Origin of the sequence: Trichocoleus sp. Lan (assembly GCF_039961855.1) — a bacterium.
Taxonomy (GTDB): Bacteria; Cyanobacteriota; Cyanobacteriia; order Cyanobacteriales; family FACHB-T130; genus FACHB-T130.
This window is the reverse complement of record NZ_JAMPKA010000007.1, coordinates 37,660-56,268: the sequence shown is the minus strand read 5'-3', so window position 1 is coordinate 56,268 and position 18,609 is coordinate 37,660. Positions and strand designations below refer to the sequence as shown.

Annotated in this window: 4 protein-coding genes; all 4 read left to right on the top strand. The window is 45.3% G+C overall.

Annotated features, from left to right (window positions below; all coding sequences use genetic code 11):
• Nucleotides 1–86: 86 nt before the first annotated feature.
• The 4 genes from NDA03_RS08245 to NDA03_RS08230 all read left to right on the top strand — a co-directional run bounded on the left by NDA03_RS08245 (nt 87) and on the right by NDA03_RS08230 (nt 18,607).
• Complete coding sequence (locus NDA03_RS08245; protein ID WP_348237792.1) at nt 87–6,665, top strand: amino acid adenylation domain-containing protein; 6,579 nt, start codon at nt 87–89, stop codon at nt 6,663–6,665.
• 3 nt (nt 6,666–6,668) lie between these two features.
• Entirely contained in the window at nt 6,669–11,492 is a 4,824-nt protein-coding gene (locus tag NDA03_RS08240; protein WP_348237791.1) for an amino acid adenylation domain-containing protein, read from the top strand.
• On the top strand, nt 11,482–17,400 hold the full coding sequence (locus NDA03_RS08235) for an amino acid adenylation domain-containing protein (RefSeq protein ID WP_348237790.1): 5,919 nt from the start codon (nt 11,482–11,484) through the stop codon (nt 17,398–17,400). Before NDA03_RS08240 ends, NDA03_RS08235 begins: the two co-directional genes overlap by 11 nt.
• Nucleotides 17,401–17,557: 157 nt before the next feature.
• Nucleotides 17,558–18,607 (top strand): TauD/TfdA family dioxygenase, encoded by a 1,050-nt coding sequence (locus NDA03_RS08230; RefSeq protein WP_348233790.1) that lies wholly within the window; start codon nt 17,558–17,560, stop codon nt 18,605–18,607.
• Nucleotides 18,608–18,609 lie beyond the last annotated feature (2 nt).

Below are 18,609 nucleotides of genomic sequence, written 5' to 3'. Positions count from 1 at the left end.
TCGTTAAAAAAATCTCACGAATCAAATGGGATTGCTATATACTCTCAGTTCTTTCTCTAGCACTAAGCTTTTATGGGTAATTAATTATGAATAATATTTCTCAAAGAATTGCTGGTTTATCTCCGGAACAACGGGCGCTACTGGAACTTCGGCTCAAACAAAAGGGTTTGAGTTCTGTTAAAAATCACTCGATTACTCAACGAAAAGATTCCAAATCGTTGCCTTTATCTTTTCATCAACAACGGCTGTGGGTTCTTCATCAGCTAGAGCCAGCTAGCCCTATTTACAATGTCCCCATCGCTATCCGATTGACAGGATTTTTAAATGTAAAAGCACTAGAAAAAAGTCTAAATAAAATTCGACAACGGCACGAAGTTCTGCAAACCCGTTTTATGGCGGTGGGGGGAGAACCCGTGCAGGAAAAATTTTCAGATTTGGTGTTAAATCTGCCCGTAATTGATTTGCGGGATTTGCCTGAAAACGAAGGGCAGCAGGTGTTAGAAGATGCGAAAAAAGAGGAAGCACAACGTCCTTTCGACCTATCCCAGGAACCACTGCTGCGAGTGAAGCTGTTGCATCTGAGTGAGGCAGAACACCTGATGTTGTTCACGATGCACCACATTGTTTCTGATGGTTGGTCTCGTGGTGTGATTATTCAAGAATTGGCAGCATTGTATGAAGCTTTTTGTCAAGGAAATCCCTCACCTTTACCTGAACTTCCAATTCAGTATGCCGACTTTGCGGCATGGCAACGACAGCAGCTTGTGGGAGAAGTTCTAGAAACTCAGCTTAACTACTGGAAGCAGCAATTAACGGGTGCTTCCCCAATTCTGGAACTGCCTACAAATAGACCGCGACCAACTGTTAATACTTTTAAGGGCGCTAGGCAATTTTTCACCATTTCCCAACCGCTTGCCTTATCGCTGAGAACGTTGAGTCAGCAGTCAGAAAGCACGCTGTTTATGACGCTATTAGCGGCTTTTAACACGCTGCTTTACCGCTATACGGGGCAGGAAGACATCTCGATTGGCACTCCCATGACCAATCGTAGCCAGAGGGAAACGGAGAATCTGATTGGGTTTTTTGTCAACACGCTAGTTTTACGCACGCTGCTGTCTGAAAACATAAGTTTTCGAGAATTGCTGGCGAGGGTGCGAGAAGTGGCGCTACAAGCCTATGCTCACCAGGATCTGCCCTTTGAAAGGCTGGTAGAGGAACTACAGCCAAGTCGCGATCGCAGTTATACACCCCTGTTCCAGGTGATGTTTGCCCTCCACACTGCCCCTAAAACAGCGTTGCAGTTACCAGGTCTGAGTTTGAGCCTTTTGGAGGTGGAAACTGGCACCGCCAAGTTTGATTTGACGCTAGAGATAACGGATACCGAGGAAGGGTTGACAGGGACGTTGGAGTACAACACCGACTTGTTCGATGAAGCCACAATTACTCGGATGCTGGGGCATTTTCAAACGCTGCTGGAAGGTATTGTGGCGAATCCCGATTGCCGTTTGTCGGACTTGCCGTTATTGACGGAGGCGGAAAAATATCAGTTGTTGGTGGAGTGGAATCAGACTCAGACTGATTACCCCGCCGATAGCTGCTTTCATCAGTTGTTTGAACAGCAGGTCGAGAAAACACCGGATGCTGTTGCTATCGTCTTTAAGAACCAACACCTCACCTACAAACAGCTAAATGAACGTGCGAACCAACTGGCGAATTATCTGCAAAAACAGGGGATAACAACGGAATCTCTGGTTGGCATCTGTGTAGAACGCTCTTTGGAGATGATGGTCGGACTCATCGGCATTCTCAAGGCAGGGGGAGCTTATGTGCCGTTAGACCCCTCCTATCCCCAAGAGCGCCTATCTTTCATGCTGTCAGACGCTCAGATGTCGGTGTTGTTAACTCAACAGCATTTGGTCGAAAAGCTACCTCACCACACCGCTAAAGTTATTTATTTAGATGCAGACTGGGATTGCATTTCCCAAGAAAGTGTAGCCAGTCCAGCCAAAGAAGTTAACGCTGATAACCTCGCTTATGTCATCTATACTTCCGGTTCCACAGGTAAGCCAAAAGGAACATTAATTCCCCATCGAGGATTGGTTAATTACTTAAGTTGGTGTTCGCAAGCTTACGCCGTCGAAGCCGGAAAAGGCGCTCCAGTTAACTCTTCCCTGAGCTTCGATATGACGATTACCGGGTTATTTTCACCTTTATTAGTGGGAAATCGGGTAATCTTGCTGTCTGAAGCGCAGGGTATCGAAGCTCTGAGTATTGCGCTGCGTCAAGGTGGTGACTTTAGTTTAATTAAAATCACCCCGGCTCAGTTGGATTTGCTGCGCCATCAGTTAGTACCTGAGGAAGTCGCAGGTCGAACCAAAGCCTTTATTATTGGCGGCGAAAATCTTTTAGCTCAAAGCCTTGAATTTTGGCGAAAATTTGCTCCAGATACTGTGTTGGTAAATGAATATGGCCCTACAGAAACGGTTGTGGGATGCTGCATTTATCAAGTTCCTTTAGGCAAGCATCAATCAGGCTCGGTTCCGATTGGTCGTCCGATTGCCAATACGCAACTTTATATTTTGGATCGGCATCTGCAACCTGTTCCAATTGGCGTAATTGGTGAGCTACATATCGGCGGTGCAGGAGTGGCGCGAGGGTATTTAAATCGTCCCGAATTGACAGCCGCAAAGTTTATTCCCAATCCGTTTAGCGATGAACCAAATGCACGGATGTATAAAACCGGGGATTTGGCGCGTTACCGAGCTGATGGCACGATTGAGTATCTGGGAAGATGCGATCGCCAAATCAAGCTCAGAGGCTTTCGGATTGAACTAGAAGAAATCGAGTCGGTGTTAGCACAGCACCCACAAATTCGAGACGTGGTGGTGCTAATTCGGGAAGATGAGGGAAATTCTAAATTGGTGGCTTATGTTGTTCCTAAGTCAGCAGCAGTTCCCACAGTTAGCGAATTGCGCTCTTACTTACAACAGAAACTGCCAGAGTATTCGATCCCATCTGCCTTTGTGACTTTGGAGTCTTTACCGCTAACTCCCAACGGCAAGGTAGATCGTCAAGGATTGCCATCTCCGGGGGTAGCTAGACCCAACTTAGACGATGCGTTTGTGGCACCTAGAACGCCCGCAGAGCAGGTGCTGGCGGAAGTTTGGCGCGAAGTTCTCAAGCTGGAGCAAGTTGGCATCCACGACAACTTCTTTGCTTTGGGTGGTGATTCGATTCGGAGTATACAAGTGCGATCGCTTGTGCAAAACCGAGGCTTAAATTTCTCTATACAACAACTCTTCCAATATCAGACGATTTCTGAACTTGCACCACATCTAGAAGCAAGTGAAATTGAAAAGACTGCTCCCGTTGCACCTTTTAGCCTGATTTCGGAAGCAGATCGTCAAAAATTACCCAATGGAATCGAGGACGCCTATCCCCTCACCAAGTTGCAAGCGGGGATGCTGTTCCATAGCGAATACAGTCCAGAAACAGCAGTTTATCACGACATTGTAAGCTTCCAGGTGCAAGCTACTTTTAACCTCGAAGCATTGCGAACAGCCATCAAATATCTAATCAGTCGTCATGCAGTATTACGCACCTGCTTCGACTTAACTACTTTCAAAGAACCCCTACAACTCATTCATCAGACAGTTGAAGTTCCTCTGCAAGTAGAGGATTGGCGTCATTCTGAACAAGCAGACGCACTCACTCACTGGTTTGAAATCGAAAAAAGCCGAAACTTTGATTGGACTCGTCCGCCGCTACTGAAATTTCACGTACATCGCCGCAGTGAGGCAACCTTTCAACTTACCCTCAGCTTCCACCATGCTATTCTCGACGGTTGGAGTGTCGCTTCTTTATTCTCTGAGTTGTTTCAACAGTATTCTGCCTTGCTGAAAGGCGAAAAAGCGCTAGCAACGCCATCACCCGTTAGTCATTTCCGAGATTTTGTATCTTTAGAACGTCAAGCGATCGCCTCCGAGGAATGTCGCAATTTTTGGAGCGAGAAGTTAAAAGACAGTACCATTACCAAACTGCCTCGCTGGTTTCCTCGCGCTGAAGAAACGCATCAAAAGAAACCCTGCGTGCAGGAAATATTCCTCTCTTCTGAGACTTCCGCAAATTTAAAGCAACTCGCTGAATCCGCAGGCGTTCCCCTAAAAAGTGTTCTCCTTGCAGCACATCTGCGAGTATTAAGTTTGTTGAGCGGTCAATCAGCAGTTTTAACTGGCTTAGTCTCCAATGGAAGACCAGAAAAAAAAGATGGTGAAAAGGTTCTAGGACTTTTCCTGAACACGCTGCCATTTCGCCAAGAATTGCCAGGAGGAACATGGATAGATTTAATAAAACAAACTTTTGCCTCTGAGCGGGAATTGCTACCTTTTCGCCGCTATCCCCTGCCAGAGTTGCAGAATGTTTTAAATAGAGAATCGCTTTTTGAAACAGCTTTTAACTTTACGCATTTTCATGTTTATGAAAGTGTTTTAGGTCTGGCAAACATTGAGATATTAGACGCAGCCTTTTTTGAAAAGACAAACTTTGCTTTAATTGCTAATTTTGTCTTGAATCCGGTAAGCGATCGCGTTCAAGTCAAGCTGGAATATCAAGCCTCATTTTCTCTACAAGAAAGAGAGGCGATTAGGGGATATTACGCTAAGACTCTTGAAGTCATGGCAAGCCAACCTACGGCACGTTATGAGTTATCCACTCTGCTTTCAAAACAAGAACAACATCAGTTACTCGTAGAATGGAACGACACTCAAGTTGACTACCCGAAAGATGCGTGTCTCCATCAATTATTTGCTGCTCAGGTAGAAAAAACACCAGATAATATTGCTGTTGTTTTTGAAGGCAAACAATTAACTTATGAAAAATTAAATCAACAAGCCAACCAAGTAGCGCATCGCTTGCAAAAGCTAGGCGTAAAACCAGAAGTTTTGGTTGGTATTTGTATGGAACGCTCCCTAGAAATGGTGGTGGGATTACTTGGCATCCTGAAAGCGGGTGGAGCTTATGTTCCTCTCGATCCATCCTATCCTCCAGAACGCCTAGCTTTCATGCTAGAAGATGCTGGGGTTCCCGTGCTGTTAACTCAACAGCATTTAGTTGAAAATCTTCCCAAACACAATGCTCAAGTTTTATGTCTCGATACAGATTGGGAAATCATTGCCCAAGAGAGCTTAGAAAATCCTTCTAGCAGGGTGACGGCAGAAAATTTAGCTTACGTTATTTATACCTCTGGCTCCACAGGAACTCCCAAAGGGGGGATGAATACCCATCGCGGTATCTGCAATCGCTTATTGTGGATGCAAGATACTTATCAACTAACACAAACTGACCGAGTTTTACAGAAAACCCCCTTCAGCTTTGATGTTTCTGTATGGGAATTCTTTTGGCCTTTGATAACGGGTTCTCGTCTGGTTGTCGCTAAACCAGGAGGACATCAAGATAGCGCTTATTTAGTGGAGCTGATTGCCCAGGAAGAAATCACTACGATTCATTTTGTGCCGCCAATGCTTCAGATTTTCCTAGAAGAGTTGGAAGTGCAAAAATGTCAATGTCTCAAACGAGTGATTTGCAGTGGTGAGGCTTTATCCTACGAACTTCAACAACGGTTCTTTGCGCGGTTGGACGCCCAATTACACAATCTTTATGGTCCAACGGAAGCAGCCATTGATGTCACGTATTGGGCTTGTCAACGGGAAAGCGAACTCCCTATCGTTCCGATTGGTCGCGCGATCGCGAATACTCAACTTTATATCCTCGATAGGCACCTGCAACCTGTCCCAGTCGGTGTGGCTGGTGAACTCCACATCGGCGGCGTTGGCTTAGCGCGAGGCTATCTCAATCGTCCTGATTTGACACAACAGAAGTTTATTCCTAATCCGTTTAAAAACCTAACGATTCAGCCCGATTCCTTAGCAGGGGACTCTTTGGGGGAGAGTCGCTTATACAAAACTGGAGATTTGGCGCGTTATCTACCTGATGGCAACATTGAGTTTCTTGGCAGGATTGACAATCAGGTAAAACTGCGGGGTTTCCGCATCGAACTGGGAGAAATTGAAGCAGCGCTAATGCAGCACCCAGCTATACGAGAAACAGTAGTTTTGTTGCGGGAGGATAACCCAGGTGACAAGCGTTTAGTCGCTTACATTGTGCCGAAAGAACAAGCACCCGACATTCACGATCTACGGGACTTCTTGAAGCAGAAACTGCCGAGTTATATGGTGCCATCTGCGTTTATGTTTTTAGAGGCGTTACCTTTAACTGCAAATGGCAAAATCGAACGTCGAGCATTACCTGCACCGAAAAATCTATCTTTATCAACAGTTGCTTATATACCTCCCCGGAATCCGTTTGAAGAAAAACTAGCGCAACTTTGGGCTGAAGTTCTCGACCTTGAGCGGGTAGGCATTCACGACAACTTCTTTGAGTTAGGCGGTAACTCTTTAGTCGCAACTCAACTGATTTCTAAGGTGCGTCGCACATTTCAAGTAGAAATTCCTTTGCGAAATCTATTTGAGTTGCCAACAATTGCTGGACTTGCTGAAAGCATTTCACAAACCAAAGAGAGTAACGCTGATGCTCAGGAAGCGGCGATTCAGCCAATTTTCAGAACGGCTCGACGCGGTTCCCATAATCAATCAAAAAAGGGAGAGTAAACGATGACATTGCATTCTTCCTGGGATGCTACAACAGACATTCAAGAAGACGATATTTTCGTTCTTCCGACTTCTTTTGCACAAGCAAGATTGTGGTTTCTGGATCAATTTGAACCAGGCAGTCCTTTCTACAACATTCCTGCCGCTGTCCGCCTTACAGGGAAGCTGAACATTGCTGCTTTGGAGCAAAGTCTCAATGAAATGGTGCAACGCCATGAAGCTTTGCGGACGACGTTTGCGGTTGAAGATGGTCAGCCAGTGCAAGTTATCCGAGCCAGCTTGACTCTAAACTTGCCGATTGTAGATTTAACAGCGCTACCTGCAAGTGAGCGAGAAGCTGAGATTTATGCAAGAGCAAATGAGGAAATCCAACAACCTTTTGATTTAACTAAAGTTCTTCTGTGGCGAGTCACGCTGTTACGACTAGATGAAGCAGATCATGTGTTGCTACTGACCATGCACCATATCATCTCTGATGGTTGGTCTTTGGGGGTATTTCTGCGAGAAATGGCAGCACTTTACGAAGCCTTTTCTAATCGCAACCCCTCACCGCTTCCGGAACTTCCAATTCAGTATGCAGACTTTGCTGTTTGGCAGCGTGACTGGCTTCAGGGGAAAGTTTTGGAAACTCAGCTCAATTACTGGAAACAACAATTGAGTGGTTCTTTGCCAGTGCTGCAACTGCCAAGCGATCGCCCTCGACCTGCTATTCAGTCTTACACGGGGAAAAAGCAATTTTTTGTCCTATCCAAAACCTTGACAGCAGCGCTCAAATCTCTAAGTCAGCAAACAGGTGTGACTTTGTTTATGACAATGCTGGCGGCATTCAAGACGCTAGCACACCGCTACACAAACCAAGATGACCTGATTGTGGGGAGCGCGATCGCTAATCGCAACCGAGCGGAAGTTGAGGGATTAATCGGGTTATTTGTCAATACCTTGGTGCTGCGAACAGATTTAAGTGGCAATCCCACTTTCAAAGAGTTACTAAATCGGGTTCGGGAAGTAACGTTAGGTGCTTATGCTCACCAGGATTTGCCCTTTGAAAAGCTAGTAGAAGAACTCCAACCAGAGCGGGATTTGAGTCAAAATCCTCTATTTCAGGTGTGGTTTGCTCTTAACAACGCTCCCATGCCAGCGATGCAGCTAGCGTCGGGACTAACCCTGACTCCTTTGGAAGTGGACAGCGGTACGGCACAGTTCGATTTGAGCCTGGATATGGTCGAGCGGGGAGAAGAACTGATTGGCTCGTTTGAGTACAACACTGACCTATTCGACGCGACCACGATTACTCGTATGGTGGGGCATTTCCAAACCTTGCTAGAAGGTATTGTTGCTGATTGCGATCGCCCCCTATCACACTTGCCATTACTAACAGAAGCCGAACAGCATCAGTTGCTAGTTGACTGGAATGACACCCAAGCGAATTACTCTCAAAATCTCTGTATTCATCAGTTATTTGAAGCGCAGGTAGAGAAGACACCAGATGCAGTTGCCGTTGTATTTGAGAACCAACAACTAACTTATGCAGAACTCAATGCAAAGGCGAATCAACTAGCGCATCACTTGCAAAAATTAGGGGTCAAACCAGAAGTTTTGGTTGGCATCTGTGTAGAACGCTCCCTAGAGATGATCGTCGGAATTTTAGGCATTCTCAAAGCGGGGGGCGCTTATGTACCGCTAGACCCTGCCTATCCTTCAGAGCGCTTGGCTTTCATGTTGTCAGATACCCAAGTGCCTGTGTTGCTGACTCAAAATCGGTTGTTAAACAGTCTGCCTCAACACGAAACAAAAATTGTGTGTCTGGATGCAGATTGGGAGGTAATTTCACAAAATAGTACCAAGAATCCACTTACCAAAGTGACTGCTGAGAACCTGGCATATATTATCTATACTTCCGGTTCTACTGGCAAAGCTAAAGGAGTGATGATTCAGCATAGCAGCCTGGTTAGTATCTATCTAGCTTGGGAAGAAACTTATCAACTTCGCGCTGCATCAAGTTGTCACCTTCAGATGGCGAATTTCTCCTTTGATGTATTTACAGGAGACTTCGTTCGTGCCTTATGTTCTGGTGGAAAGTTGGTTCTGTGTCCCCGCGAATTCCTACTAGATCCGCCAAAGCTTTATGAGTTGATGCTCCAGGAAAAAATTAACTGTGCGGAATTTGTTCCGGCTGTTTTGAGGAGCTTAGTTCAATATGTAGAGGAGAACAACAAACGTCTCGATTTTATGCGGCTGCTAGTTTGTGGTTCTGATAGTTGGTATGTACGAGAGTATGAAATAATCCGCCAATTTTGTGGAATTCAGACGCGACTGATTAACTCTTTTGGCTTGACAGAAGCCACGATTGATAGTTCTTATTTTGAAGGAACGGCTCATTTATCGAGTGAGCAGTTAGTACCAATTGGACGTCCCTTTACCAACACTCAGCTTTACATTTTAGACTCCCATTTACAGCCGTTACCCGTCGGCGTTCCTGGAGAATTGTATGTTGGGGGTGCTGGCTTGGCGCGGGGTTATCTCAACCGCCCTGAGTTGACAGCAGAGAAGTTTATTTTTACTCCTTTTAGAGTCAGAACCTCACCCCCTAGCCCCCTCTTTGCAAGCAGCGCGGGGGGACAAGAAATTTGTAATGAGCCAGAGTCCCGCCTCTATAAAACTGGAGATTTAGCGCGGTTTCTACCTGATGGGAATATTGAGTTTATTGGCAGAATTGACTATCAAGTAAAAATTCGCGGCTACCGGATTGAGCTAGGAGAAATTGAGGGGGTGTTAAGTCAACATCCTGCGGTGCGTGAGGCTGTGGTTTTAGCTGGCGAGCATGAACCAGGAAACCAACGCTTGATTGCTTATATAGTGAGCAATATTAATAATGTTGAATTAGGACAAACGCACGGCTGTGCGTCCCTACAAGATTCAGAATTAATTAAAGAATTGCGTAGTTTTTTGAAGGAAAAGCTACCGCATTATATGGTGCCATCGGCTTTTGTGGTGTTGGAGGCTTTACCGCTAACACCTAATGGTAAATTAGATAGGCGATCGCTTCCAGTTCCAGATCCCACTCGTTCCCAAGTCGAAGCAGCTTACACCGCACCTCAAACCACAAGGGAAGAAGTTCTGGCGAGAGTTTGGGCGCAGGCTCTGGGAGTTGAGAAAATTGGCATTCACGATAACTTCTTTGAGTTAGGTGGAGATTCTATCCTAAGTCTTCAGATAATCTCTAAAGCGCGTGATGCAGGACTTCAGCTAAGTCCAAAACAAATTTTTCAATATCAAACAATTGCAGAGTTAGCGGCGGTAGCGGGTACCACCCAGACCACAATTGAAGCTGAACAAGGTATTGTAACTGGAACGGTACTTTTAACACCCATTCAGCAATGGTTCTTTGAGCAAAATCTACTTGATGCTCACCATTGGAACCAGGCAGTTTTGCTAGAAAACCGGCGAAATTTGGATGTTACTTGGTTGAAAAAGTCAGTACAGGCATTACTGAGACATCACGATGCACTTCGATTGCGCTTTGTTAAGGATGCATCCGGTTGGCAACAGTTTCACGCTGATGTTGATGAAGTAATACCACTCATCAAACTTGATTTTTCTAACCTGTCAGCAACTCAGCAAAAACAAGCGATTGAAGCTACGGCTAATGAACTTCAAGCTAGCTTAAATTTATCTGAAGGGTCGCTGATTCGAGTAGCTTTATTTGAGCTTGGCGACAATCAGCCGAACCGTTTACTAATTGTCATTCATCACTTAGCGGTTGATGGTGTTTCCTGGCGAGTTTTACTTGAAGATTTACAGACAAGTTACGAACAAATCAGTCAAGGCAAATCAATTCAGTTTCCGCCTAAAACAACTTCGTTTAAACAGTGGTCTGAACAACTACGAGAATATGCAAATTCAGCCGCCTTAAAGCAAGAACTAAATTATTGGCTAACAGAATTGCAAAAACCGATTTCTTGCTTACCCATAGATGCTAACGGAATAGATGCTAACGGAATAGATGCTAACGGAATAGATGCTAACGGAATCAATACAATGGATACGGCTCAAACTGTATCCGTTAGCTTGAGTCAAGAAGAAACTCAAGCTCTATTACAAGAGGTTCCCAAGGTTTATAACACCCAAATAAACGATGTGTTACTAACCGCTTTGGGACAAGCTTTTTCACAATGGACGGGGATGGATTCGGTTCTCGTGGATCTGGAAGGACACGGACGAGAGACGTTCTCAGAATCAATCGATTTATCCCGCACTGTAGGCTGGTTTACTTCAGTCTTTCCTTTGCTGCTGAATGTAGGTAAAAATTGCAAACCCGGAGAAGCTTTAAAAGCAGTTAAAGAACAACTCCGCCGGATTCCCAATCGTGGCTTTGGCTATGGTGTGTTGCGCTACCTCAGCAGCGAAGAAGTCGCCTTGGCACTAAAAGCATTGCCTCAAGCGGAGGTAACTTTCAACTATCTTGGTCAATTCGACCAAAGTTTACCGCCATCCTCGCTATTTAAAATCGCCTCTGAATCTACTGGAAACCTTTACAGCCCACGGGGAAGCCGAGCCTATCTATTAGAAATTAATGGATTAGTTGCAGTCGGTCAACTGCGCCTGGAATGGAGTTTTAGCGAATCAGTACATCGCCGGGAAACAGTGCAGCGACTGGCAGAGGGATATATAGAGGCGTTGCGATCGCTTATTGCTCACTGTCAATCTCCAGAAGCAGGCGGCTACACTCCCTCAGACTTTATCGCCGCTAAAGCTAGTACCAGCGACTTCGATAAGTTGCTCGCCCAAATTAGTCAATCTACCAAAGGCAGCCGCCATGAAAGTTGAAAATCTAGAAGACATTTACGAACTTTCACCGATGCAGCAGGGGTTGCTGTTTCATACGCTGTATGCCCCAAAATCGGCAATGTATTTCGAGCAGTATAGCTGGACGGTGCAAGGAGATTTTAATGCCTTGGCGTTTAAGCAAGCTTGGCAAAGCGTAATCGACAGACATCCGATTTTGCGGACTGCCTTCTTTTGGCAAGATTTGGAAAAGCCCTATCAAGTGGTGTACCGCCAAGCTGAACTAATTTGGCAGGAACAAGATTGGCGGCATTCGCAGGAGTTGCAAGCAGAACGGTTAGAAATGTTTTTGCAAGCAGATCGCGATCGCGATTTCGACCTTTCCCAAGCCCCCTTGATGCGTCTCGCCTTGATTCGGTTAGCAAATGATACCTATCAAGTGGTTTGGAGCCATCACCACATCCTTTTAGATGGTTGGTCGGGTCCCCTGGTCTTTCAGGAAGTTTACGCCTTTTATCAAGCCTTCTGCCAAGGTCAAGAATTACACCTGGAACGCCCCCGTCCGTTCCGGGAATACATTACCTGGCTACAGCAGCAAGATTTGTCGAAAGCGGAAGCGTTCTGGAGAAAGACACTGCAAGGCTTTACCGCACCGACTCCGCTAGGACTAGACCGGATGCACGATCGGGCGAGTCTAGAAAACAACGAGAACGAGCAGCAAATCAAGCTATCGCCGGCTGTCAGCGCTGCTCTGGAAGCCTTAGCTCGTCAGCATCGCTTAACGATTAACACGTTAGTGCAAGGAGCCTGGGCGATTCTGCTGAGTCGCTACAGTGGCGAACAGGATGTAATTTTTGGGGCGATTTCTTCTGGGCGTCCAACCGATTTAGTGGGGGTGGAATCGATTGTCGGGATGTTTGTCAACACCTTGCCGATGCGGGTAGATGTAAATCCCGAAGCCGAACTTTTGCCTTGGTTAAATCGTTTTCAAGCTCAACAAGCAGAAATGCGTCAGTACGAGTATAGCCCTCTCGTCAAAATTCAGGGATGGAGTGAAATTCCTGCCAACGTATCTTTCTTTGAGAGCATTGTCACCTTAGAAAACTATCCCGTTGAACCGGAACAATGGGAAGAAAATCAGAACCTAAAGATATACAATTTGCAGGTTTTTGAGAAGACAAACTATCCCCTAACGATCATGGCAGGAACGGGAACCCAGTTGTCGCTCAGAATTTTGTACGACGATCGCCGTTTTGATACCGCCACAATTACCCGGATGCTGGGGCATTTCCAAACATTGTTGGAAAGTATTGCTGCTAATCCTAATCAGCGTCTTGGCGACTTACCAATTTTGACCGCCGCAGAACGATATCAATTATTAGTGGAATGGAACAATATTCAGGCGCAGGATAATGTAGAGACACGATTAATCGCATCTCTACAATCGATTCATCAGTTATTTGAACAACAGGTACAAAAGACACCTGATGCGGTTGCGGTAATTTTTGATAATCAACAGCTAACTTATACCGAACTCAATAGTCGAGCGAATCAATTAGCGCATTACCTGCAAAAACTCGGCGTGAAACCAGAAGTTTTGGTTGGCGTCTGCATGGAACGCTCTTTGGAAATGGTGATTGGACTTTTGGGGATTCTCAAAGCAGGTGGTGCTTATGTACCGCTAGATCCCAAGTATCCCCAAGAACGCTTAGCGTTCATGTTAGAGGATACGCAAGCATCGGTATTGTTGACGCAACAGCAACTGATTGAGAGTCTTCCTAAACACAATGCGAAGGTTGTTTCTCTAGACTCTGACTGGGACATGATTGCTCAGTCAAACCCGGAAAATCCTGCCACTCAAGTAAGCGCAGATAACCTCGCCTACATCATTTATACTTCTGGTTCTACTGGCAAACCGAAAGGGGTTGCGATCGCACATTACAACACTGTGGCGCTAATTGATTGGGCGAAAACAGTGTTTACACCAGCGGATATGGCAGGGGTTTTGGCTTCTACTTCTATCTGCTTCGACTTGTCAGTTTTTGAATTGTTTGTGCCCTTAAGCTGTGGTGGTACGGTCATTCTGGCTGAAAACGCCTTGTATTTGCCGACTTTACCAGTGGCGGATCGGGTGACGTTAATCAATACTGTGCCCAGTGCGATCGCGTCCTTACTCCGAGATAACGCTATCCCCGCAACAGTCCGCACCGTGAATCTTGCTGGCGAACCCCTGCCAAATAATCTGGTGCAGCAACTCTATCAGCTAAACCACATCCAGCAGGTATTTAATCTCTACGGGCCTTCGGAAGATACTACCTATTCAACATACGCCTTAATCGAACGCGGTAGCCAAGGCACTCCGCCTATTGGTCGCCCGATTGCCAATACACAAGTCTATGTATTGGATAACTCTCTACAACCTGTCCCCATCGGCGTTGCTGGCGAACTCTATCTTGGCGGTGCAGGACTGGCGCGAGGTTATCTCAATCGTCCAGAACTGACAGCCGAAAAGTTTATTGCCAACCCATTTAATCAAAACCTAACCCCCCTGCCCCCTTCCCTACGAAGGAAGGGGGAGTCTGACGCCCCTTCCCTCGTAAGCGAGGGGTTGGGGGAGAGGTTGCGCCTCTATAAAACAGGAGATTTAGTTCGTTATCTTCCTGACGGCAACCTAGAGTTTTTAGGTCGAATTGACCATCAAGTAAAAATTCGCGGCTTCCGCATCGAATTAGGGGAAATTGAGGCTGTATTGGCTAAACATCCAGCCATTGAGAAAACCGTTGTCTTAGCTCAAGAGGACGACCTGAATACTCAGCGTCTTGTTGCTTATTTGACAACAAAACAACTTCCTCAAGATTCAGATAAATTGCCAGAAACACAATGGCATTCTGAGCAGGTATCGGAATGGGAAACAGTCTTTGAAAAGACTTATCACCAAAATTCCAATATTCAGGAAGATACTTTGAATATTAGTGGTTGGAATAGTAGCTATACAGGCTTACCAATTCCAGCCGAAGAAATGCGGATGTGGGTTGACAGCACTGTTGAGCAAATTCTCGCCTTAAAACCCTCTCGCATTCTTGAAATTGGTTGTGGTTCTGGTCTACTTTTGTTCCCCATTGCGCCTCATTGTTCCCATTACTTGGGCACCGACTTCTCTCAATCTGCACTTGACTATATTCAGCAGCAATTAACAACGCAAAACCTGCCCCAAGTAACGCTAGATAGACGACTGGCAGATAACTTTGAGGGAATAGAAGCGGGTGCCTTCGACGTGGTGATTATTAACTCCGTGATTCAGTATTTCCCCAGCACTGACTATCTGTTGCGCGTCTTGGAAGGCGCTGTAAATGCTGTGAAACCAGGTGGTTCTATCTTCATTGGGGATGTGCGTAGTTTGCCGCTATTAGAAGCTTTCCATACTTCTGTACAACTGCATCAAGCTCCCTCTAACCTTTCTATAACTGAATTACGGCAGCGCATCCAAAAACGCTTACAACAAGAGCAGGAACTAATTATCGATCCGGAATTTTTCAGGGCACTGAAGCATGAATTTTCCAAAATTAGTCACGTCCAAATTCAACCCAAACCAGGTAAATACCAGAATGAATTGACCAAGTTTCGCTACGATGTGATTCTTCGAGTCGGTGCTGAAGTCGATTGTTTGCAAGATTTCCCTTGGCTAAATTGGCAGAAGCAAAATCCGACTCTTGGTATTCGTCAGTTACTGGAAGAAACCAACCCAGAGATTTTGGGAATCACGGGAATTCCTAATGCGCGTCTGCTATCTGAGATGAAAACTTTAGAATTGCTAGCTGAAAATGATGGAGGAGAAACTGTTGCCGATTTGCGAAAATCACTGCAAGAAAGCAATACAGAAGATGGGATTGAATCTGAAGAGATTCTAGCTCTAGGTCAAGACTTATCTTACTGCATTCAGCTTAATTATTCTGGCGATCATTACGATGCAGTATTTGTGCATAAAACCTTGGCATCTCCAGACAAATTACCAGCATTCTTGGAAACAAGTGGCAAACTAAAACCTTGGAGAAACTATGCGAATAATCCGCTGCAAGGAAAACTAACTCGTGAATTGGTTCCTCAATTGCGCGATTATCTACAGGAAAAGTTGCCGGAATATATGGTGCCTTCTAACTTTATCCTGCTGGATGAATTTCCCCTAAATCAGAATGGTAAAATCGATAGGCGATCGCTCATTACTCTTAGCCAAATTCGCCCAGATTTGGAAAAAACTTTTGTTGCGCCGCGTACACCCATTGAGCAAGCAGTTGCCAATATTTATGCCCAAATTCTAAATCTACAGCAGGTAGGTTCCTCTGATAACTTCTTTGAATTAGGCGGTCACTCGTTACTCGCCATGCAAGTAACTTCCCGGCTGCGGGAAACTTTCCAAGTCGAATTACCGCTACGGACTTTATTTGAATCACCAACTGTTGCAGAATTAGCTGAAGTAATTTCCTCAACTCAGCAAGCAAAACAAATAGATTCTAGTTCCATTCCGCGTGTTTCCCGCAATCAGCCACTACCACTATCTTTTGCTCAACAAAGACTGTGGTTTCTCGATAACCTAGAACCCGGTTCGCCTGACTATAATATTCCTGCACCAGTTCGCCTGGTAGGGCAATTGGACGTTGCAGCGCTAGAGCAAAGCTTTAACGAAATTGTGCGGCGACACGAAATATTTCGTACCCGTTTCGTGATGGAAGGGCAACCGATTCAAGAAATTGCTCCTACTCTGACAGTGACATTTCCTGTTATCGATGTTCAAGCGTTTCCAGAGGCGGAGCGAGAAGGAAAAATTCAACAACTAATTTCCCAAGAAGCATTAAAGCCCTTCGATTTAACTCAAGCACCGCTGTTTCGGATTCAACTGCTGCAACTCGGTGAGGAAGAACATATTTTAGTTTTAGTTCTGCACCATATCATCTTTGATTTGTGGTCAATTGGAGTGATGTTGCAAGAAGTGACTGAACTCTACAAAGCTTTTACGACTGGGGAAATTTCTTTGCTGCCTGAATTACCGATTCAATACGCCGATTTTGCGGTTTGGCAGCGGCAATATCTCCAAGGAGAGGTGCTGGAAAAACATTTAAGTTATTGGAAACAGCAATTAAGCGGTAATTTACCATTAGAATTACCGAGCGATCGCCCTAGATCCGCCGTTCAGTCAAATCGAGGTGCCATCCATAATTTTGCTTTCCCCAAAGATTTGAGCGATGCAATTCAAGCTTTTAATCGGCGGGAAGGAGCTACCTTATTTATGACGCTTTCGGCGGCGTTTAAAACCTTGCTCTATGCCTACACGGGACAGCAAGATATCCTCATCGGCTCCCCGATTGCCAATCGCGATCGCGTTGAACTAGAGCCACTAATTGGATTCTTTGTCAACACTTTAGTTCTTCGCACTGATTTATCTGGAAATCCCAGTTTTCGAGAATTATTAGCACGAGTGCGCGAAGTCACTTTAGGCGCTTATGCTCACCAAAATTTGCCCTTTGAGAAGCTAGTAGAAGCGCTACAACCCAATCGCAAACAAAGTGAATTTCCCTTATTTAAAGTCTGGTTTGCGCTGGAAAATGCCCCCATCCCAAATGTGAAACTGCCGAAATTAACGCTTAGTCCAGTTGACTTTTACAGCGGTATCGCGCGATACGACTTAAGGCTGGGGTTAACGGAGACAGCCGCAGGTTTAAGAGGCTCATTAGAGTACAAAACCGAGTTATTTGATGCCGCAAACATTGCTCGAATCGTCGGAAATTTAGAAGCTATTCTGCGACAAGCCGTGGCCCAACCAGACATTCGATTAGAACAACTTGCAAGTGCGATCGCGCAAGCTGAACAACAACAGCAAATCGCCCAAGAAAAAGAACTAGCACAGACAAGTCTGCAAAAGTTAAAGCGAGTCAAACGCAAGGCAATGCACGGATAGAAACGCGCGGAAATCAATTTCCGAGCTAATAGCAGAAGTCCATTAAAACGGACTAATACATTCAAGATTTAGTCGCTTTAAACCGACTTTGGCTATGAGCCAGGAATTTAAATTCCTGGCAGTACTACGGAAAAAGCACACTTTTGTAAGAAGTCTAATGAAACCCTCAGAATCGCCCAAACTCAGCCTTAAAAAAGTAGGAACTGCCCAAAGAAAATCAATTACTGTCTCTGAGGATGAATTGATTAAAGCAGCACCTCTACAATCTAACCAACCTTTACCGCTCGTTATCGAACCAATGGTAGACGGATTGGATTTAATTACTTGGGCGCAGAATAATCGTTCGTTCCTAGAAACTCAACTTCTCAAGTACAGGGGAATACTCTTCCGCAACTTCAAAATTAAGGGGATTGAAGTATTCGAGCAGTTCGTCAAAGCCACTTCTGATGGTAAACTTTTACCGTATCAAGATGGTTCGTCGCCGCGGACTCTGGTGAAGGACAATGTTTATACTTCCACCGACTATCCAGCCGACCAAACTATCTTTCTTCACAGCGAACTTTCCTACGCCAATACATGGCCTTTAAAAGTTTATTTCCACTGCGTAAAGCCTGCGGAACAAGGTGGAGAAACGCCAATAGCGGATATTCGGAAAGTCTGCGATCGCATTTCCCCTAAAATACGCGATCGCTTTCTCCAAACACAAGTGATGTACGTTCGCAACTTTGGCGCTGGACTCGGACTTCCCTGGCAAAAAGCGTTTCAAACTTCAGATAAAACCGTTGTCGAAGCATACTGTCATGAGAACGGTATTGAGATGGACTGGAAAGAAGGCGACAAGCTGAGAACTCGCCAAATTCGTCCGGCGGTAGTTAACCACCCGAAAACTGGTGAAACAGTTTGGTTTAATCATGCAGCTTTCTTTCACGTATCAACTCTAGAACCAAAAGTTCGTCAAGCATTGTTAGCGTTTTCGGAAATTGAGCTTCCCTACAACACTTATTACGGAGATGGTTCCCCCATTGAACCCGAAGTTTTAGAGGAAATTCGTTCTGCTTATCGCCAAGAAACTGTGATGTTTCCTTGGCAAACAGGAGATATTCTGATACTCGACAATATGTTAACGGCTCACGGAAGAACACCCTTCGTCGGTTCGCGCAAAGTTGTTGTAGGTATGGCTGAACCTTTTAGCAGAAAACATATTTAATC